Origin of the sequence: Chitinophaga sp. HK235 (assembly GCF_018255755.1) — a bacterium.
GTDB lineage: Bacteria > Bacteroidota > Bacteroidia > Chitinophagales > Chitinophagaceae > Chitinophaga.
Window position 1 is genome coordinate 4,342,674 of record NZ_CP073766.1, and the last position, 19,713, is coordinate 4,362,386.

The 19,713-nt window shown below is 49.4% G+C and carries 16 protein-coding genes; 9 read left to right on the plus strand and 7 right to left on the minus strand.

The window, feature by feature from the left end; translation table 11 throughout:
• Window positions 1–4 precede the first annotated feature (4 nt).
• From KD145_RS15830 to KD145_RS15840, 3 genes are all read right to left on the minus strand, one after another.
• Window positions 5–838 carry an N-acetylmuramoyl-L-alanine amidase gene (locus KD145_RS15830; RefSeq protein WP_211999830.1) on the minus strand — a complete coding sequence of 278 codons (834 nt, stop codon included), beginning with the start codon at window positions 836–838 and terminating at the stop codon, window positions 5–7.
• 111 nt (window positions 839–949) lie between these two features.
• Window positions 950–1,654 carry a DJ-1/PfpI family protein gene (locus tag KD145_RS15835; RefSeq protein ID WP_211999831.1) on the minus strand — a complete coding sequence of 235 codons (705 nt, stop codon included), beginning with the start codon at window positions 1,652–1,654 and terminating at the stop codon, window positions 950–952.
• Between the two features lie 53 nt (window positions 1,655–1,707).
• Entirely contained in the window at window positions 1,708–2,604 is an 897-nt protein-coding gene (locus KD145_RS15840; RefSeq protein WP_211999832.1) for an aldo/keto reductase, read from the minus strand.
• Window positions 2,605–3,801: 1,197 nt separating this feature from the next.
• Here KD145_RS15840 and KD145_RS15845 point away from each other — a divergent pair.
• Entirely contained in the window at window positions 3,802–4,752 is a 951-nt protein-coding gene (locus KD145_RS15845) for an ADP-ribosylglycohydrolase family protein (RefSeq protein ID WP_211999833.1), read from the plus strand.
• A gap of 63 nt (window positions 4,753–4,815) precedes the next feature.
• Window positions 4,816–5,691, plus strand: a complete 876-nt coding sequence (locus KD145_RS15850; protein ID WP_211999834.1) for a DUF6515 family protein — start codon at window positions 4,816–4,818, stop codon at window positions 5,689–5,691.
• Window positions 5,692–5,774: 83 nt separating this feature from the next.
• Here KD145_RS15850 and KD145_RS15855 read toward each other — a convergent pair whose 3' ends face one another.
• Entirely contained in the window at window positions 5,775–7,385 is a 1,611-nt protein-coding gene (locus KD145_RS15855; RefSeq protein ID WP_211999835.1) for a YgcG family protein, read from the minus strand.
• Between the two features lie 206 nt (window positions 7,386–7,591).
• On the opposite strand from KD145_RS15855, the gene KD145_RS15860 reads away from it, so the two are divergent.
• Both KD145_RS15860 and KD145_RS15865 read left to right on the plus strand, forming a co-directional pair.
• On the plus strand, window positions 7,592–8,686 hold the full coding sequence (locus tag KD145_RS15860; protein WP_211999836.1) for a hypothetical protein: 1,095 nt from the start codon (window positions 7,592–7,594) through the stop codon (window positions 8,684–8,686).
• Window positions 8,687–8,784: 98 nt separating this feature from the next.
• Window positions 8,785–9,240, plus strand: coding sequence for a VOC family protein (locus KD145_RS15865; RefSeq protein WP_211999837.1), 456 nt, complete (start codon window positions 8,785–8,787; stop codon window positions 9,238–9,240).
• Here KD145_RS15865 and KD145_RS15870 read toward each other — a convergent pair whose 3' ends face one another.
• Both KD145_RS15870 and KD145_RS15875 read right to left on the minus strand, forming a co-directional pair.
• On the minus strand, window positions 9,241–9,972 hold the full coding sequence (locus KD145_RS15870) for a hypothetical protein (RefSeq protein WP_211999838.1): 732 nt from the start codon (window positions 9,970–9,972) through the stop codon (window positions 9,241–9,243).
• Between the two features lie 109 nt (window positions 9,973–10,081).
• Window positions 10,082–10,645 carry an RNA polymerase sigma factor gene (locus tag KD145_RS15875; RefSeq protein WP_211999839.1) on the minus strand — a complete coding sequence of 188 codons (564 nt, stop codon included), beginning with the start codon at window positions 10,643–10,645 and terminating at the stop codon, window positions 10,082–10,084.
• A gap of 147 nt (window positions 10,646–10,792) precedes the next feature.
• Here KD145_RS15875 and KD145_RS15880 point away from each other — a divergent pair, with 147 nt between their 5' ends.
• The 4 genes from KD145_RS15880 to KD145_RS15895 all read left to right on the plus strand — a co-directional run bounded on the left by KD145_RS15880 (window position 10,793) and on the right by KD145_RS15895 (window position 17,373).
• Window positions 10,793–11,878, plus strand: a complete 1,086-nt coding sequence (locus KD145_RS15880) for a hypothetical protein (RefSeq protein WP_211999840.1) — start codon at window positions 10,793–10,795, stop codon at window positions 11,876–11,878.
• A 110-nt stretch (window positions 11,879–11,988) separates the two neighbouring features.
• Entirely contained in the window at window positions 11,989–13,980 is a 1,992-nt protein-coding gene (locus tag KD145_RS15885; protein WP_211999842.1) for a PKD domain-containing protein, read from the plus strand.
• Window positions 13,981–14,002: 22 nt separating this feature from the next.
• Window positions 14,003–16,678, plus strand: coding sequence for a CHAT domain-containing protein (locus KD145_RS15890; protein WP_211999843.1), 2,676 nt, complete (start codon window positions 14,003–14,005; stop codon window positions 16,676–16,678).
• 53 nt (window positions 16,679–16,731) lie between these two features.
• A complete protein-coding gene (locus KD145_RS15895; RefSeq protein ID WP_211999844.1) occupies window positions 16,732–17,373 on the plus strand; it encodes a DUF5710 domain-containing protein in 642 nt (213 codons plus the stop codon).
• 61 nt (window positions 17,374–17,434) lie between these two features.
• Here KD145_RS15895 and KD145_RS15900 read toward each other — a convergent pair whose 3' ends face one another.
• On the minus strand, window positions 17,435–18,229 hold the full coding sequence (locus KD145_RS15900) for a M48 family metallopeptidase (protein WP_211999845.1): 795 nt from the start codon (window positions 18,227–18,229) through the stop codon (window positions 17,435–17,437).
• Between the two features lie 133 nt (window positions 18,230–18,362).
• Between KD145_RS15900 and KD145_RS15905 the strand changes: the two genes are divergently transcribed.
• On the plus strand, window positions 18,363–19,688 hold the full coding sequence (locus KD145_RS15905) for a M48 family metallopeptidase (RefSeq protein ID WP_211999846.1): 1,326 nt from the start codon (window positions 18,363–18,365) through the stop codon (window positions 19,686–19,688).
• Window positions 19,689–19,713: the final 25 nt, after the last annotated feature.

A 19,713-nucleotide genomic window follows, 5' to 3' on the forward strand; every position in this document is an offset into this window, starting at 1 on the left:
ACCGTTACAGGTATTTTTTCATTACGTTAAACAGTACTTTGTTTTCGGCATCCGGCGAAGGGCTGATGGTATCCTGCGGCATAAAATGCCGTTTGAAGGCTTTCATGGCGGCAGTGGTATCTTTCAGGTCGTAGCCGATGATACGGAGGGCCTGCCATTTATCAAAAGAGGCCGGCAATGTGGTGTTGGTGGTATCACCGTACCAGAGGCCAAAGCCTTTGTCTGCCAGCTGTTTCCAGGGGAAATAAGCGCTGGGATCATTTTTCCTGGTGGGTGCAATATCTCCGTGTCCGATAAAATTGGCTGCGGGGATACCGTGGCGATGCTGCAGCGTATCCAGCAGTATGAGCAGGCTGTTGATCTGTGCGGGCTGAAAAGGTTCTGCCCCGTTGTTGTCCAGTTCGATACCGATAGAATTGGAATTGATATCAGTGATCCCGCCCCATTTGGAAAGTCCGCCATGCCAGGCACGGAGGTAATCGTTCAGCATATGATGAATGGTCCCGTCGCGGCATACTACGTAGTGGGCACTTACCTGTGTTCTTTCCAGGGTAAATGTTTTGAGGGTTTGTTCACAGGAATTCTGCGCAGTATGATGGATGATCACCATATTCGGTTTTCTCATGTTGAAGTTGATGGTGCCAGCCCACCAGGCAGGTCTGATACCATTATCACCGGGCAGGGTACCAGGCTCCTCCCGTACTGTACGGGCGTATCCTTTAGCTTTTTGTTTGTAGATTTTATTGGTTTGTGCATACGGCGAGCGGGCGCAGTAAGTATACAAACAAAGAATAGCGGCCAGACAGCCCCATCGTGTCAGGTGTTGGATAGTATTCATCAGCATCAGTTAAAGTTTACAAAACATACACGGATAAAGATAATAAAACATAGTAATCCCTTGTTTGTTAAAGCCTTACCCCGCATGTTTTGTAAAAGCAGCTACCTGAGCTTATGGTTCCGGTGCTGTGGGCATCCCTTGTTTCTCCAGCAGCTCCCTTATAATGGCTCTTCTTTTTTCCAGCATCAGTTTGGTCAGTTCCCGGGTAGCCTGTAATACGGGCGTGCCGGCGGTATGTGGCGAACCAGCCCTGAAAGGCGGAGCCGGATTATATTCCAGCTGCAGCTGTACGATCCGCGCCAGTTCCTCCCCTCCTATCATGGCGGTAAGTGTAAGTCCGAAATCGATGCCGGCAGTAACGCCGCCACCGGTGATACGGTTACGGTCTTTCACTACTCTCTCCTCCACTACTTCCACACCCAGCATCCTTAAAAGGTCCAGCGAACGCCAGTGTGTAGTGGCTTTGTAACCCTGCAGCAGTCCTGCTGCCGCCAGTACCAGTGCGCCGGTGCAAACGCTGGTAATATATTTCGCTCCCAATGCCTGCCGGCGCAGGAAATCCAGCACGGTCCGGTTGGTCAATAGCTGATTAATACCTTTGCCTCCCGGCACAAAAAGAATATCCAGCTGCGGGCTGTCGGCCAGCGCTACCGTGGGTTGTACCATTAAACCACCTTCCACTTTGAAGGGTGCCGTTGTTTCTCCCAGCAGTACCACTTCAAAACAGGGTGCTTTCACAAACACATCATAAGGGCCGGTGAAATCCAGGATGGTCATGTCCGGGAAAAGGAGCATACCGATTTTCAGCTTTAGCATATTATGGGGACGTTTGATGCTTTACAATTATACGGGATCTGCCTGCACAGCCATTAGCGGTACTGGTCATATTTATTAACAGACAGCACCTGTTGCAGCTGCAGTATTTCCGCTGGCGTCAGTGGCGGAGCAGTAACTGCTTTAAGCGCGTCTGTCACCTGTTCGGGCGTGCGCATCCCTACCACAGCGGATGTTACGGGCGATTGCTGCAGCACATACCGCAGCGCTGTTGCCGCCGGACCTCTATCGGGGGTGGCTATACGCTGAATGGCTTCCGCTACCCGGGCCACCGCTGCCGCATCGTAGTTCAGATAGGCTTCCGGCGTTTTGCCAACGAGCAGTCCTTTGGCTACTGCGCCTCTTACCAGCACGCCGATACCTTGCTGTTCCAGCAGCGGAAAACAGCTCTCTTCCGGCCTGCGGTCCAGCAGACTGTATTGCATCATCACACTCACGATATGGGAACGGTCTGCAAAAGTGCGTACCACATTGGGCCTTATGGAAGAGATACCATAATACCGGATTTTGCCCTGCTGCTGCAGGGTTTCAAAAGCCGAAATGGTTTCATCTGTCGGGTCTTCGATGGTGCCGCCATGCAGCTGATAGAGATCAATGTAGTCCGTATTGAGCCGTCGCAGGCTCTCTTCTACGGCGGCCAGGATATATTCCCGGCGTGGATTCCAGTCCCATCCGCTACCGTCTGCTCTCCACTGGTTGCCTACCTTGCTGGCGATGATGACCTCATTTCTTTTGCCTTGCAGCGCTTTTCCCAGCGTGGTTTCATTCCGGCCATGGTCATACAGGTCGGCTGTATCAAAAAAATTGATGCCGCCAGCTATGGCCTGATGTACCAGGCGGGCATTGTCTTCGTCGTTGCTACCCAGGGACATACAGCCATAGGCTATTTCGCTAATATGGAGATCTGATGGGCCTAACTGATGATATTGCATAAGAAACGGGTTTAAATTTCCGGAGAAACAAACGATGAACGAAGGTATAAAAGCGGGGCAGTTTAAACAAGCGTCCCCTGCTTAACCCATTAGTCATCATTAACTGATAACTAATGAACAGGCCGCCTGGAAAAGCAGCCTGGATGATATTGATCTTACCATTCTCAATCCGTCCTTAATTATTAACTTCTTTAAAGGGGACCGCCTGGAAAGACGGTCCCATCCATAATCCACCGTTTCGCTTATGAATAGCACATTTGATATATGATGAAGATTGCCGGGGCAATCTGAATTGTCTGGCAGGGGACTGTCTGAAAAGACGGTCCCTGTAGCTGAATCAATCGTACTGCGAACAAATCAGCGGAAAGCGGTTGCTCACAGGGTTCATATGGCACTTTACATTTCTTTTCTACTGCCATGCAGGCCGGGAAACCGGACCATCTTGAAAGATGGTCCTTTTCCTATCCTTCTATACATGGCATTCCAACACGTTTATAGCGCAAGTCCGCAGCAGGCAGGGATGGCTGCTTTCCGAAGGGGGACTACCTGGAAAGGCAGCCCCATCAGCATTCATCTTATATTACCTGCATTTGGACTCAGAACATTTCTTTAGAGAGGACCGTCTAAAAAAACAGTCCCTTTTCATCCACCTATTCCCATAAAACTTGCTGCCGAATTAATCAGTAAGGGGGTAATGGCTGGTCATCATTTTTTCTGTTGCCGGCTAATTGAGCCAGACAAAAGAAAAAATGGTGCAATGATATTTACCAAGGAAAGTGCATGTCCTCGCATGCGTATTAAACAGAAAAGCGTGCATATTGGTCTTAGTTTTGGGCATCTTCAAACAATGACATTTAAGGCATCTCAACAATAAAAAACAACAGGGGCAGTTATTTCTGCCAGAAGTACAGTATGAGGTTAACAACGGGTGATAACATCGGGTGATTTTTCCGTACATGCTTCCGGGTTACCAAAAAAGTTTACCGGGTGACTGCGGGTAACAGTATTAAATGTTACAATGCAAAGATAAAACGCCAACCGTACAAACAGACAGTCATCGGGGTCATAGTATGAATGAACAAGACTGAACATACCGGAAATCGCTGAATAGACTGAACTACTCCAGCGGCTTTCACAAACCTAAAACATTTGTTGGCACGTTTTTCTGTGTATATTAACTGTATAAATCCCCATTCTATGCAACAACATATAACAGGTGCATTTCTGGGTATCGCCATAGGCGACGCATTGGGTGTTCCGGTTGAATTTAAGACCAGGGGCTACCTCAGAGAAAAACCTATACTTGACTTTATCGGTTACGGATGCTGGAACCAGCCTCCGGGAACATTTTCAGATGATACCTCCCTTACTTTTTGTACAGCGGAAAGTCTCACCCACGGATATAATCTCACCCTGATGGCCACTACCTTCCTGAAATGGTACCGGGATGGATACTGGGGCGCACATGAACAGGTCTTTGATATTGGTCATACCACCCGCCGTGCTTTACAACGAATTGGCACAGGTACTTCTCCTTTGTTTTCCGGTGGTTTTGAAGAATTTGAAAACGGCAACGGCTCCCTGATGCGTATGATGCCGCTGGCGCTCTACCTCGCGAAAGAAGATAATATACGCCAACGTTATCATGTTGTTAAAGAAGTTTCCGGCATTACCCATATGCATTTCCGGTCTGTAATGGCCTGTTTTATTTATGTGGAATTTATCCGTAATCTTTTAACCGTAAAGGATTTACAGGAGGCTTACCAGATTACGCAGGCAATCGTGAATGATTTTATTATAGCCAATCAGTTCAACCCTGTTGAGGTGAAAATTTTTGACCGCATTCTGCAGGATAATATCACCAATCTGAAAGAAGATGATATTCTGAGCTCCGGTTATGTGGTATACACCCTTGAAAGCGCGCTCTGGTGTCTGCTGAATACCGATAATTACCAGGATTGTGTGCTGAAGGCAGTCAACCTGGGCGGAGATACAGACACTGTCGGAGCAGTGGCTGGCGCCGTTGCCGGCCTGCATTACGGGATGGGCAACATTCCGCCGCACTGGATAGTAGGTATTGCCAAATCCGATAAAATCATCGAATTGTCACAACAGTTCTCAGATGCATTGAGCACGCCTTCTGCATAAATACCGCTTCATCCTTAAACTATTTGACACCGATCCAGTCTAACAATTATAACCCGTAAGACGATGAAAAACAGATTTTATATGCTGTTTGTGTTGATTGGGCTGTTATGCACAACTACAGCAACCGGCGCCTTTGCCCAAAGACACGGTGGTGGAGGCGGACACATGGGAGGCGGCCATATGATGGGAGGTGGCCACATGATGTCTGCACCTCATTTTTCAGCTCCCCGTGGCAATTTCTCTTCGCCCAGAGCCATTGCTCCTGTAAACAGAGGATTTTATCATGGCTATCGCGGCCCGGTATACCATGGTGGCGTTTATTATAGCCACGGATGGTATGGACCTGGTTACCGCAGATTCTATCGGTATCGTCCTTATTACTTCCCTCCGATAGGCTTCTATGTTTCTACCCTGCCTTACGGTTACTTCGCACTCGGTACCGGGTTCGGACCTATTTACTACTATAATGGTATCTATTACGAATCTGAAAACAACGACAACGGTTACCGCGTAGTAGACCCTCCTATGGGCGCTGCCGTTCCGGATCTGCCGGATGGCGCTTCTGAAGTACAGGTGAACGGTAACAGCTACTACGAACTGAATGGCACCTTCTATCAGGAAATCATGACTGAAAACGGACGACGCTTTAAAGTAGTAGGTAAGGATGGTAAAATCGGGGATACCGTAGTAGATCCACAGACCAACGGCAACAATAATGATAGTGGTAACATTAACAACGATAACAACAGCAACAGCAACAACAACAGTACCGCTCCGCTCCCAGGCAATATTATAAAAGACCTGCCACAGGGCAGCCGCTCCGTACAGATCAACGGACAACAGTACTTCCTGTCACCCGACGGTATGTACTATCAACAGGTTAACACCAATAATGGCACAGGATACCAACTTGTAGGAAAGATGGATGCCGGCCAGTAATTCAGGAACATTATTTACGAAGCACATAACAAACAAAAGGCTGTCTCTTAAAAGAGATAGCCTTTTGTTTGTTATGTCGGCTTTTACCAGCTGCTGCTGGCACCACCGCCACCGGAAGAACCTCCGCCCCAGCTGGAAGAAGAAGATGATGATGAGGAAGACGAGGAGGAGGAAGACGAGGAGGACTCACGGATACGCGGTATCTCAAAAGTATAATCATGTATATAGGTGCAAGCAGCACAGGCATAGGTTTTGACACCCCATCCTGCCGACCTGGTGGTAGCCCGTTTTTTAGTGATCACATGGGTACACTCCAGGGTTTTATGAGTGCAGGCCGGACACTCGGCCATTTTTGTTCTCACACTGGTATAGTCGAGCACCAGTCGGTAATCGCAGGTATCACATTTCCATACGTCGTAATCCACAGAAGAAAGGTTTTCTTCTATCACCTGTGCCTTATCCAGATAAGGGTCTTCATCTGTTTCACTGAGCTTGTGCAAGGTGGTACGGCAGTGCGGACATTCATACGGATCATTGCGCATCTGGTCTAACCGGCGTTTGCGCCAGTACAGATACAACCAGAGAAAAGGCAATGGGAAAATATAACGGGCTATCCGCAGTTTATCCATCGCACGGGTCCAATCCTGCCAGCGGCCATGCCGGTCTTTTCCACGCAAAACCACGGAAGCCCTCAGCTCCATCAGCAACACCGACAGGTGTAAAAACACCGTCCAAACCACATAATATATCAGCATGATCTGCCCGAGGTTCAGGGACCAGTGTCTTTTATAATACAGATATCCCAGCACAAAAAACGCTGTAATATGGATCAGTAATAATCCCAGCCAGCGGGGCCGGAGAAAGGCGTTCGGCAGCTCATTCATTGCTATGGGCATGGGCTCGCCTTTCTTCTGCCCTGGCTTTTTCCCAAAAAATACGGACATCATTGCTGCCGATACCAGCAACCAAAAGAAGACTCCAAAAACCATCCAGCCGGTAGGTTCGGGCAGTTGAAAACCTCCTGATGGGACCTCGGCCGCCGGCGGTATGGCTGCCAGTGACTGTACCATTTCCACCGGTTCCGATGTATCCGCTTCGTTCGATGTGGTCACCGGTTTGCTGTCTGAAACAGCCATCAACGAACTATCTTCCGGTGATGCCGGCAGCTCGTATGTTTCACTATAAGCGTAGTTGCCTTTATACAACAGGGAGGAGATGGATTTAAGTCCTTCCTGAAAAGCCTGATCATAATCACCTTTCTTGATATAAGGGATCATATAGTCCTGCTGAATACGGAAGCAGAGCACATCGGGCATATCCGCTTCCAGGCCAAAGCCTGTTTCAAATACAAGTCTGTGGGCATCTTCTACCAGCAATACCAGCAGGCCATTGTTGGTGCCGGCATTCCCTATTTTCCAGTAGTTGAACAGTTTATGCGCAAAGTCACGTGGTTCGTTATCACCAATAGAACGCAGCAGCACCATGGCAACCTGTGCTTTTCCGCCCGCATCCAGCGAGGCCAGCTGGCTATTGAGGTTGTCTGTCATCTGGCTGGAAAGGAGATGATCGGGGTTACTGATATATCCACCACCATTTTTTTTGGGGTCCGGCACATCAGCTACAGTATACTTTGTTTTTTTACTGGTACAGGACAGCAGCAGGGAAATAAAAAACAGGAACAGGACATTTCGCATTATAAGGATGATTCTGACAACAGTTAATAAAAAGCGGGCCACTGTGCCCGGATGGATTTAAAAATACTATATTTTAGTATCTGTACGTTTTAGATATTCCGGCTGTTACCACAGTATTTTCAATGGTAATGGCAAATATTACATAATTTAGTGATTCTCAAAGTAGTCACCTTTTTTCACTATTACTATCATTCAATACCGCGCACATGAAAAGGTTTTTTGTATTGATTGCCCTGATCCTACCGTTAGCTTTAAGCGCGCAGACGAAGCTTTCAGAGGCCCTTGCAGATGATTTCTCCACGAGGGTGGCACATCATTACCAGCTAAAAAATGATTCCATCTCCGGGTATATTGCCGAGCAGCTAACCCGTAGCGGTGCCGGAGGGCTGGATATCGACTCCACCATGTTTAACCTGAAAAACGACCCTACCGCCCTGGACGCAGCCCTGAAATATCTGTACCAGTACAGCGACTGTAACCGGCAACGGTTTATCAGCAATCTGCGCAGTATGAATGTGCAGGGCAACAACGTTTTTCCACTGGCCACCTATACGGCCAACAAGTATAAAAACGATACCAAAGCGCTGTTAGAGGATAAAAGCGATTTTCTGAAGACCTATACCGGCCCTGTGACTGGTAAAACGCCGCCGGTAGCTGTTTCCGCAGCTCCTGTGGCCAGCAGCACTTCAGCAGTAGCCTCAGAGACAGCCGCTGCCGGTAGCACCACAACCGCCACAGAGACCAACACCGCCACTCCCACAGCAGCTGTAACACCTACTGTAACGGATACACGCAACTGGGAAGTAAGGCCACTATTCCAGATCCGCAACCCGGAACAGCTGGTTGAAATGTACGGCAAGGATAATATTACCAAACGGGATGCCTCCGACCTCGCCGGCAACAAAGAAGGAGAAGCCTATGTGATCTATCCCGACAGCGACGATGAACTGGAAATACAGTTCGACGGGGAAAACGGTAACATCCTCACTTTCTCCCACTTCCCCTCCAAATGGAAATCGCCCTATGGCATCAAAGCCGGCGACCCGCTGGACAAACTGTCCAAAGTAAACGGCCGTCCCTTTAAAATCAATGGTTTTGAATGGACCAATGGAGGCCTGGTAAGCGACTGGCAAGGTGGTGCCCTGCAAGGCAAAGGCGTGACCATCCTGCTCAAAGCCAACAATACCGGCGATCCCAAACAATACGACCAGGTGACCGGCGACAAAACCCTGCGCTCTGACCTCCCCGTATTAAAAAAACTGGATGTCATTATCCAGTCGGTAGCCTTCAAAAGCAACTAACATCTACTTCTTCATACACACAAAGACCCGGGCAGTATCCAAACTTTGCCCGGGTCTTTGTGCTTTTATCCGCCGGTATTTTTTTCTATCTTGTTTGAATGAAAAACACGATTCTTCTTCTTTTCTTTGCCATCATGGGAATTTCCACGAGCATTCAAGCACAGACAAAAAAATATCCGTCACTCAACCACATCGCTATCTATGTAGTCAACCTGGAAAGCAGTACCACCTTTTACCGTGATGTAATAGGGCTGGAAGTGATGGATGAACCTTTTAAAGACGGGCGCCACAGCTGGTTTAGAGTAGGTGAACACAGCCAGCTGCATATCATTTCAGGAGCTGCCAAAGCAACAGAGCATCCCAAAGACACCCACCTCTGCTTCAGCCTGCCTTCCATGAAAGCGTTTATTGCCGTACTGGAGAAAAATCATATTACGTATGAAGACTGGCCCGGCAGACCCAATACCATCAATAAAAGGGTAGATGGCGTACAACAGATTTATTTCCGGGATCCCGATGGTTACTGGATTGAAATCAATGACGATAAATACTAGTTATTTCAGCTCTTTTTCGAGCGCGGCCGCTTTACCCGCTATAGCCGCGTCTGCAGGTATTTTGCGCAGCCATGCCAGGGCATCTTTTTTGTCCTGCTGCTGCGCATAATACAATGCGGTATAAAAAGCAGCATCATATTTAAAGAGTGATGCACCCCGGAATACCTGATCCAGATCGTTCAGCCCGTCAGGAATGGCGCCGGAACGCAGCCGGGCAATACCGCGGTAAAACAAAGCGGTAGCACTGCTACTGTCTGCCCGCAGGTACTGGTCGAGGATAGGAACGGCTTTATCGTAAGCCTGCTCATTAAAAAAAAGCGCGGCCGACTGCAACAGGGAATCCTGATTGCTACCCCGTTCCACAGACACCTGCATATCGATATGGCCATAGGTGCCCATATAATCTGTTTTTCCCGTATGCCGCAATAACAGTATCACCATCACAATGGCAGCCGCTCCCGCCGCTGCCGCCACCAGTCGTCTGATAGCAATGACCTTTCCGGAAGGACCGAAAAACTCCTGCCGGCGCCGTTTCAGCTCCCTGCGCAGCTCAGCAGCATGGACATCTTCCGGCAGCCGCTGTGATAATGTTTCCTTCAGCAGCTGATAAGTAGACACCGCCGCAGATAACTCAGAATCTTCTGCCATAGCAGCCACAAAACGCCGCCGCTCTTCCGGCAGCATATCATCTTCTACAAAACGGATAACATCTTCGTTACTATAAGCCCCCATAAACCTGTGATTAGTGTGATTTTACTGATTCTTCTGATGAGAGAAGACCGATACGAACCTGTAAGAAGACCGATGCGGACTGTGCGTGAAGGTCCTTGCGGATTCAGCATTACAGCCTGGTTTGTTGTTTCTGTACATATGATAACAACGTTGCCATACATTCGGATTTCTTTTTTCGCAAATAACCATAAGTTACGCCCATGGCCTGTGCTATCTGTTCCTGTGCTTCTCCGGCCAGGTAACGCCCGAGTATTTCCCGGCATTTTTCCCCTAACCTGGCAAACTGTTCCAGGAACATTCCGGCCTGCGCTTCCTCCTGCACCACCTTTTCCGCCGCGGCAAAAACATCTTCTCCTACATCATATAAATCGTCGAGCTTTTTTGTTACCGGCTGACGGCCTCTTTTTTTCAGCTCATTAAGCCACTTCCGTTTACAGATCAACAGGAAAAATGGTTCAAAAGGGCAGGTTAGCCGCAGCTCCTTATGCCGGGCCTGATGGTACAGATCCATAATAGCCTCCTGAAAAATATCGGCCGCATCTTCATCCGACCCCTGGTGCTGTGTAATAAATCGCCTGATTTTTCCGGCAAAACGCTCATAGATTTCCTGTACCAGCCTGGTGTCGTTGCTGAGCAGACCATCAAGATACCGCTGATCGGGGTGAGTAGTCATCAGAGATGGATTTGCATTTGGTTGACAAGTATACTGCACCTAAAGTACATCATTCCAAAAATATTTTTTTCAAACAGGGGTAACAAAAGTAAAAAACGGTTGATCTACCTGTAAACAAGCAAAAATTCATCATCAAAAACAGATAATATGAAAACGCTCTTTCTACGCCCTGTCCTTGGTTTACTGGCTGCCACCCTTGTTGTATCTTCCTGCAAAAGAAACAACACCGAGTTACCCGATCTCCAGAAAGGAGTTGACGGGAAAATGCTCTCCGACCTGCTGCAGAGCCGCGCCCCCCAGTTCGAAACATTCTCCGTGGACGCTGCCGCCGGTGGAGTATTAACCACCGCCAAAGGAACAAAATTCACTATACCAGCTAATATATTCACTACAGCCGGCGGGGCACCTGTTACCGGCGCTGTTTCTATCACCATCCGGGAAATCAGGGACGCAAGCAGTATGATACTGGCCGATAAGCCCACCACCACCAGTGATGGCCGTATCCTGATATCATACGGAGAGTTTTTTGTTCAGGCAAAACAAAACAATCAGAACCTGGTGATACAACGCGGCAACAATGATGGCATCAGAGCACAGGTGCCCGCCAAGCCGGCCAACGGCCAGCGTGAAGTGCCTATGTGGACCGGCGACACGACTGTCACCTATTCACTCAATGGATACAGCTATATTAACCAACCGATCACTGTCACCTCCCAGGTATCTGTCAACAAAGGCATCCTGTGGAACCAGAACGCCAGCAGCTATGCATTGTTCAACTCCACCAACGGCACTATGGATTTCCGGCTCGACAGTCTGATCAGATGGATCAACTGTGATGCACTTTATTCCAACCCTAACCCCAAAACAACTGTGATGGCCTATTTCACCAATCACTTCAACTCCGAAACCGGCAGCATGTACAGCGGAGAACAGCCCAGCATGTTGTTTTTCAAGCCCCGCAATCAGAACACATTGATCAAGTTCTATAACGTTATTCTCACCCCTCCTGCTGGCAAAGAAGGCTTCCATAGCTATCAAAACTCCATCCCCATCGGGCAGGAAGGCACTTTTCTCGCTATCAGCGCTGTCAACGGACAATTCTATGCGGAACAGAAAGATGTCACCATTGCTGCACCGGATAGCGGCAACAACTACACCACTGTGAGCTTCAACCTGCAACCGGTAGACGCCAACGCCTTACTGGCATTGATCAACAGCATGAATACAAAGTAGCAGGCCTCTTATCCGTTTACATGTACTCCAGGCGCAATAAGTCAATCTACCGGTTGACTTATTGCCTTTTTTGCTGATATTTATAGCACAGTTGATAATCCCCTTACTTTATGCAAAAGACCTTCGTCGCTGTCACATTTTTTTTCCTATGGCATCTTATCTGCCCGGCACAGTCGCGGCAACAGCCGTTGCCACCGCCTTTCCCGCAAGATACCATACCGGCGGAGATCAGCGTACAAGGCAGCGATGACAGCCTGGTGCTTGCACCCGCGCTGCGTCCCCTGCGACAGATAGCCGGCGCGCCCGGCGCCTTCTACACCTACTTCTGGGAGATGGGCGACGGTACCTTCAGCTTCAGCAAAAATCCAGTATTACAATATGCTGATACCGGCACCTATCAGGTAAGGCTATACGCTACCAACAACTACGACGATGGTAAAGCTCCTCCTACCCGGCCCAGACCTATCAAAATCAAAAAGCCGGTAAAAAACAGTAACTGGGCCTCCCACTTTTTCCGTGGTGGAGGTAACATAGAAATGAAGACCAACCGCAATCCCAGGCCCGGCGAGCATTTCATGACCCTGATCGGTTACCGCAACCTGTCTGGCGATGTGGGCAGCGGCTCGCTGGTGCTCTTTTACAATGAAAAACAATTCGGACGCGATGGTTTTCAGCTCGCCGAAAAAAGAAGTTACCATGGAGAAGACAGCAGCTCCATGCAGTCGCTGATGGCCCGGCTGTACCTCGCAGACAACCACCCCGAAACAGCCATCGCCAAAGGCCCCGCAGCTAATATCACTACCGGCAGCGAAGCCGCCCGCAGCATGGTACAGTCCATGCTGAGCACCTACAGCGGACATACCGTTTTACACTACAGTAATGCCAACACCAGCCAGGAACATTTTCTTTTCGCAGAGATGTACACCCTGCCGGAGATGATACAGGACACCAACGCCACCGTAACCATGACTGCCATGCTGATACCAGACAATCCTGCCTTGCTGCCGGAGACGTATCAGCTGGAAATGGCCGTAGTAGCCTCCCACGACCCTAACCGCTTTCAATTGAAACGACACCGTATCAATTACCGTTTTATGGGTAAGAAAAAAGAGCTGACCTATAAAATCCAGTTCCAGAATACCGGTAAAGGTCCTGCTAAAAAAGTGGCCATCGGTATCGCCGTTCCCCGCCAGTTGAATACAGAAACAGTGAAACTACTGGAAGTAAGCCCGGCCTGTATACACTGTGATTCCGCCTATGCGCAACAGAGCTGTATCGACACTATCCGTACCCGTGACAGCCTTTACTTTGTGTTCCGTAACATCTACCTCCCGGGTCTGCAGCAGGAAGGCGTTACAGACGAAGACTCCACCAAAGGGTATGTACGATATGCGCTGATGTTTAAAAAGAAGCCCCGCAAAATTCCTTTCAGCAGCAGCGCCGCCATCATCTTCGATAAGAACGAACCCATTTACACCAACAGGGCCACCGCCCGTTTTATCAAAGGCATCTCCCCGGCTATCATTGCCGGTTACAATTTTTCACCAGGCAACAGGGACCGTACCTTACAAGGTCCTATACAACTGGGCGTAGCCCTGGCACCCTTTGCACCCGACCGGCCCTATTTTCAGGGAGAAGCCTATGCAGTACTCCTCGAAAAAGAAACCATCGACGAAGTGCTGACCCGCGATAAAAGGGATACCGTGATAGGCAGGCAGCCTTATCTGATTGCCGGCCGTGGCAGGCAGGCGACCATCAGCCGCAATTCCCTGCAGCTGGTTCCGTTGCATTTCCGGTATAATATCAACCGCTGGCTGGCCATCGGTGCAGGAGCCATGGCACAGGTTTATATCTCCTCTCAAACCACCACCCAGTCCAATGTCTACCTGACCGATCCGCAACAAACACAGGTTATCATCAGAACTGTCAATACGCAGGAACGGGAACCTGTACAGTGGCTGGGCAGCTTTAACGCCGCTCCTTTTGCCGATATACAACTGGGCAGGGTAAAAACCGGTCCAGCACTGGGTTTGCGTTATCTGCGGCAACTCAGCGGAGATACGCCCAATCGTTTATTCGTATATGCAACCTATAAACTGTAATAAATCATAACTTCAGCCCCTGATGGCTGAAGTTGGCATATATATCCCCCTGTTGAGAAGATGGTTGCTGCTGATAGCAATCCCTCTCCTATGTTCCGCTTTTCAGGCGGCTCCTCCCGACAGCCTGTCCCTTTTACTACGCCAGTACCGCAGCAACAACCAGCTGGCACCCTGGATCTACGCACAACTGCAATGGCAGGCATCTCCTTCCCGTAAAGCAGCCCTGTTGCAACAGGTACCGGCCAACGCATGGCGCGCACCACAAACCGACGAAGAGCAACAGGCATGGCTGGACCTGCTCATCAACCAGGGTTATATGCTGCTATTGAGTGGAGATATTGTATCATCTACCGACGCTTATCAACAGGCATTTGAATGGGCCGGGAAACATCCTGCCATTGCCGATGAAAGTCTGGTGCTCGAATATATCCTCAAACCGCTGGGCAACAACTACACCCGCCTCGGCGATTATGAACAGGCCCTTTTTATTCACCAGAAAGCGCTGGCTCTGGCCACCAGCCTTCAGGACAAAACCGCGCTGGCAGGCACTTACAGCAATCTCGCCAACACCAGCGCCAGTATGGGCAATCTGCAACAGTCGCTCCGCTATTGTCAGGAAGGATTTAAAACCGCCAGCCCTAACAGCGCCCTCTATGGGCTGCTGCTCTCAGAAGAAGCCGATGCCCTCTCCCGCCTGCATCAGGATAATGCCGCCAGACGCAGCATACAGGAAAGCATCCGTATCCTGCAACAACAACCCGCTACCAATAAAGAAGCTGTACACTGGCTGTTTATGGCTTACCAGCAGGCAGGAGATATTTACCTCTCTACTCCCGTCACCGCAGAAACCTATTACCGTAAAGCACTCCTGTATGCCCGGCAGCAACATCTTGTCCGGAAAAGAGAGCAGGCCAAACTATACCTGCGGCTGGGACAACTTTATATTCAGCAGCGGCAACCCGTTACCGCCCTGGCCTGGCTGGACAGCTGCGCCACTATCCTTTTGCCCGGAAAAACACCCTCCCGGTTACAGTCAGCAGACATGTATGGTGAATACACCCTGCTGGACATGCTGTTTGCCCGCGCCACCGCCTATGTACAGCAGCAACAGCCACAGGCTGCCATGCAGGCCTTCCACCTGTGTTTTGCGGTAGAAAACAGGCTACGGAACGAATATGTATCAGCAGCCTCCAAAGAGATGGCGATTTCAGACAGCCGTTCCCGTTACGAGGCAGCTATCGATGCTGCCTGGCATTACTGGCAGCAAACCAAAGCGCAACCGTATCAGCAGTATATCCTGGAGTTTATGGAAGGCAGCAAATCGCAGCTGCTGTGGGAAGAGATGCAGGGACAGAGTATCCTGCGGAATGATAGTACCGGCAAACGTATACGCCGCCTGGAACAGGCGCTGGTGTTTTACCGTAAAGAGGCATTGCAGGATGGCGGTGCCGACAGCCTGTTACAGACACAACAACAACGGATAAGCTGGGAGCTGGCCACCCTGAAAAAGAAAATGCCTGCACCTGTCAGTGATACCTTGCCACTGCCGGCCATGTTAAAACTATTGCCTTCTCAACAGGTGGTGCGCAGCTACTTTGCCGGTACCAATGCCCTCTATACCATAGAGCTGGATGCCCATGGCATCCGCTTTACAGACCGGCAATCGGTATCTGCACAGTGGTATGACAGCCTCCTGTATTTCCGGCAACACTTTTTTGACAACGGCCCACAGGCCATGATCAACGCCCCCCGTGACTGGTACAACAGTGCCTACCGTATCTATCATCAGCTGTTCAGTCAACATCCGCTACCCCGTAACACTACCTGTATCCTCATGCCCGACGGGATACTGGGTCTGCTTCCCATAGAGGCACTGGTGACCAAAGCAGAATATCCCGCCGCTGTCAGCAAGTGGCCTTTCCTGGTAAAGGAAGCCACTATCGCCTACGCCTACTCGTTGCGTACCTGGCAGGCACAACACCACACCCAGGCCAACAACAGCGGATTCAGTGGTTTCTTCATCGTACAGCAGCCCAACGGGCTGCCCGACCTTAAAGGCGTGGGAGAAGAGAAAGAACGGATTGCACCGGCGATCAACAACGGCACCTGGTATCTCAACGAACAGGCTACCGTGGCCGATTTCCGGCGTGCGCTGTCGCTCTCGGCCGTCGTACATATCAGTACCCATGCCTTTACCCGGCAACATAATATCCCTGCTCCGCATATCGCCCTGTATGATGCGCCCTTTTACCTCTTTGAGCTTAACGGTCTGGAGCGCCGCCCGGCCATGGTTGTACTGAGTGCCTGTGGCACCGGCGATGGCAGCCTGGTGACAGGTGAAGGTATCCGCAGTATGGCACATGCCTTTATCGCTGCCGGCACACCTGCCGTAGTGGCCGCCTCATGGAATGTACAGGATGCCACCACTCCCCGCCTGATGCAGAACTTCTACGCCGCCCTCACCACACAGCCCGACGCCGCCATCGCCCTGCAACAGTCCAAAATCAACTGGCTGGAGAATCTCGACGAAACAGACCTGCACAAACTACCCTATTACTGGGCAGCACTCCACTTCGAAGGCAATACCCTGGCCCTTCAGGAAGGTATCACAGCAAAACAGCGCCCCAACTGGTATTGGCTGGTGCCCGTAGCGGGCATGTTGATAGGATGGCTGATCATCTCCCGTAAAAAAAAATAACAGACAATAGTCCTCTTTTTTCGTTAAATTCAGGTAGACCTCATTCCAAGATTATGTCATTACTACTGAATGTTCCTGCTGAAGAGGAAACCGAAGCAAAATCAAAAGGGGCTTTGTGGGACGCCAACCTGCAAACCTGGTACCTGCCGGATATCAACTACGATCATATCATGGAGGTAGATAAGTGGATCACTGACAAGGATACTGCCATTATCCTATCTGACGAAGTGATTATTGCACATGGCCGGCATTCCTGCCAGCATTGTCAGCAGATCACCCCGGTCATCGCTCTCGGCAGTGATTTTTTTTATGAGAAAGATATCAATGAGAAAGATGAAGCCGTATGGTTTGAACTGAATTTCTTTACCCTGTTTCAACAGGTATCGGTGATATCCCCTCACCTGTTTAATTTCTTCCGGGATAATTATCCGCATTACAAACAGGGGCCAGCCAGAAGTGCCGATGGATACTACTGGTGCAACCATTGCGAGCATTGTGGTCAGGGCATTGATGACACCTTATTGTTTGCCGATGCAGGCCATGTATTTGCCCCCGAAACATCTGAAGCGGCAGGCTCCATCACCTTAAGGACCTATCCATTTAAATACGCTCCGCATATCGATGCTGATTACAACAACAACCATCATCTCCAGCTGATCAATGAGTTTGCAGTACGGAGTCATTACAGCATATAAAACGGGGCTGACCAAAAAGTAAAAAATACTTTTGGTCAGCCCCGAATGCAACAAAAGGTTATCAGGGTTTGGAATAACCGTCTTTCTTAGCTTTTTCAGCCATGGTCACCATTCTTTTTTCTGTGTCAGGGTGAGAAGAAAACAGCTGTGAGCCTTTTTTCTTCTTGTCGCCATTGGCTTCCTGAGAAGCTTTCCACAGTTTTTCAAAAGCGGTGGACATACCCCATGGGTTGAGTTTGTTGGCTTTCAGGAAATCGTAACCGTAGTTGTCGGCCTGACTTTCCTGACCACGGGAATAGGCAGAATTAGCCACTGCTTCACCCAGGTCACCCAGCTGAGAATCGCTCAGCGCGCCTGCAGTACCGCCCTGGGAAGAAACACCATCTTTCAGTGCGGAAGTCATCAATGCTGTTTTGAAAGCATCTTTGGAATCTTTGTTTTTAACGTGACCGATCTCATGACCAATCACACCCATCACTTCATCATCGGTCATTACCTGCATCAGGCCGGCACATACCCGTACACTGCCATCTGCGCAGGCAAAGGCGTTAATATCCCTTACCAGGTATACTTTGAAGTTGAGGTTCATGCCTTCGTAGTTGGCAGCTTTGGCAGTAAGCTTAGCCAGCCGCTGAGCCAGCGGATCGCTGGCAGGAGCTACCGGATTATGCTCATCCATCCACTGGATGTATTCTTTGGTGTATTTGATGACTTCATCATCACTCAGCGTAACTGCTTTGGCAGCTTTTACACCGGCACCAATCGTTTTGGAATTGAGCTTAAACTGGGCATTGGCAGTAGAAGCTAAAGCAAGGGATATAGCAACAACAAGGCTACAGCGAGTACGAACAAACATAGACATTCGTTTGATTAGGAAAATGGAATTAAGGTTACAAAACTTTTTGCGGCGCGAAGATAAAGGAAAATATCTCACAACTCTTTCAACAGGTGATTGTTTTATTTTTGAGTATTAAAGGTATCTTCCGAATATGAAAAATCTCGTGTTGTTAATGGTAACCCTGATGGCTGCTGTTGCAGGATATGCTCAATCCATCCCTTCTTATGGTGAAAAGATAGATCGCGCCAGCCATATACTACAGCCAGCCCTGCAGCGTTTCAAGACCGATGTCATTACACATGATCTGGACTCCTGCATACAACAACTGCTGCCCCTTGCCGACGACCCTGCTAAAAAATTTGTGGTAGGTAACTTCTTATTCAATATAGACGTGGATCACTCCTACCGGCTACACGAAGCAGCCTGGCAGGCAGATAGCAGTCAGTACAACTACCTGCTGGAATACGCCATGGAACTGCAACGCAGAGGCAGTTACAGTCAGGCTACTCCCCTACTGGAAAAATTTGCCGCCTATGCACCAGACGACTACCGTCTGCAGGTATGGCTGGCTGACTGCTATATCAATACCGGACAACCGGAGAAAGCCATTACAGCCTGGAAAAAAGCTGATTACAACAACCATCATAACCATAACACCATTGACCAGGCCATCTGGACAGTATATGGACAGGCTTCCCAGCTCCGTCAACGCAACAGCTGGAGAAAAGAAGTGTCTGCCGGTAAATCAGCCAGTGCCTATCCGCTCATTTTTCTAGACAGCAACTGGGAAACAGACTGGTGGAATACCATCGCTATGGATTCCTTTCTGATGGCTGATCTTCAGCTGGCACAGGAGAAAGGCTTAGCAGCCAGAGACCTGCAGGTATTGCAGTTTTATGCCGATCTGAAACAACTGCCGGAGATCACTTACTCAAAACTCATGGACATGCTGGCCATCAACCAGCTGATCCTAAACAACCATCCGCTGCCTGCTAGCGGCAAACTGGCCGGCAGCTTGCTGGACGCCACCTTCAATCTGACCATTGCAGACCCCGATGAATTTTTTGCACTGAGAGGAGATGAACTGCTGCGCCTTGCTAAAAAACACAAGGATGTAGCATATCTGAATATCTACAGTAAACTGCAAACAGCTATAAAAGGGAAAGTAGCGCCCGAAATAGCCCTGACAGGCTGGAAAGAATATCATGATGAAGGTTTTGCCGTCAGTTACCTGAACGGGAAAGTCCCCAAAACAACCTACGACGATCCGGAACTGGACCAGGCCCTGAAAGCCTTCCCGGACGCTCCACTGCTGTATTTCATGAAGGCGAGCCTGGCCAACATCGAAAAGAAACCAGACCAGCAGGAACTGCTGATAAAAACCATCCAACGGGAATTCAGATCATTGGGCAGTGATCCTCACCGCTACGCCACCAAACTGAATCAGTACTTCGATTATCTGAGCCAGATACAATAAAGAGCTGTCCCGCGTTCTAACGGGA

What these genes read in the sequence shown, in the direction of transcription:
- KD145_RS15830 (WP_211999830.1), bottom strand. Translation starts at nt 838, where the DNA reads ATGAATACTATCCAACACCTGACACGATGGGGCTGTCTGGCCGCTATT.
- KD145_RS15835 (WP_211999831.1), bottom strand. Translation starts at nt 1,654, where the DNA reads ATGCTAAAGCTGAAAATCGGTATGCTCCTTTTCCCGGACATGACCATC.
- KD145_RS15840 (WP_211999832.1), bottom strand. Translation starts at nt 2,604, where the DNA reads ATGCAATATCATCAGTTAGGCCCATCAGATCTCCATATTAGCGAAATA.
- KD145_RS15845 (WP_211999833.1), top strand. Translation starts at nt 3,802, where the DNA reads ATGCAACAACATATAACAGGTGCATTTCTGGGTATCGCCATAGGCGAC.
- KD145_RS15850 (WP_211999834.1), top strand. Translation starts at nt 4,816, where the DNA reads ATGAAAAACAGATTTTATATGCTGTTTGTGTTGATTGGGCTGTTATGC.
- KD145_RS15855 (WP_211999835.1), bottom strand. Translation starts at nt 7,385, where the DNA reads ATGCGAAATGTCCTGTTCCTGTTTTTTATTTCCCTGCTGCTGTCCTGT.
- KD145_RS15860 (WP_211999836.1), top strand. Translation starts at nt 7,592, where the DNA reads ATGAAAAGGTTTTTTGTATTGATTGCCCTGATCCTACCGTTAGCTTTA.
- KD145_RS15865 (WP_211999837.1), top strand. Translation starts at nt 8,785, where the DNA reads ATGAAAAACACGATTCTTCTTCTTTTCTTTGCCATCATGGGAATTTCC.
- KD145_RS15870 (WP_211999838.1), bottom strand. Translation starts at nt 9,972, where the DNA reads ATGGGGGCTTATAGTAACGAAGATGTTATCCGTTTTGTAGAAGATGAT.
- KD145_RS15875 (WP_211999839.1), bottom strand. Translation starts at nt 10,645, where the DNA reads ATGACTACTCACCCCGATCAGCGGTATCTTGATGGTCTGCTCAGCAAC.
- KD145_RS15880 (WP_211999840.1), top strand. Translation starts at nt 10,793, where the DNA reads ATGAAAACGCTCTTTCTACGCCCTGTCCTTGGTTTACTGGCTGCCACC.
- KD145_RS15885 (WP_211999842.1), top strand. Translation starts at nt 11,989, where the DNA reads ATGCAAAAGACCTTCGTCGCTGTCACATTTTTTTTCCTATGGCATCTT.
- KD145_RS15890 (WP_211999843.1), top strand. Translation starts at nt 14,003, where the DNA reads ATGGCTGAAGTTGGCATATATATCCCCCTGTTGAGAAGATGGTTGCTG.
- KD145_RS15895 (WP_211999844.1), top strand. Translation starts at nt 16,732, where the DNA reads ATGTCATTACTACTGAATGTTCCTGCTGAAGAGGAAACCGAAGCAAAA.
- KD145_RS15900 (WP_211999845.1), bottom strand. Translation starts at nt 18,229, where the DNA reads ATGTTTGTTCGTACTCGCTGTAGCCTTGTTGTTGCTATATCCCTTGCT.
- KD145_RS15905 (WP_211999846.1), top strand. Translation starts at nt 18,363, where the DNA reads ATGAAAAATCTCGTGTTGTTAATGGTAACCCTGATGGCTGCTGTTGCA.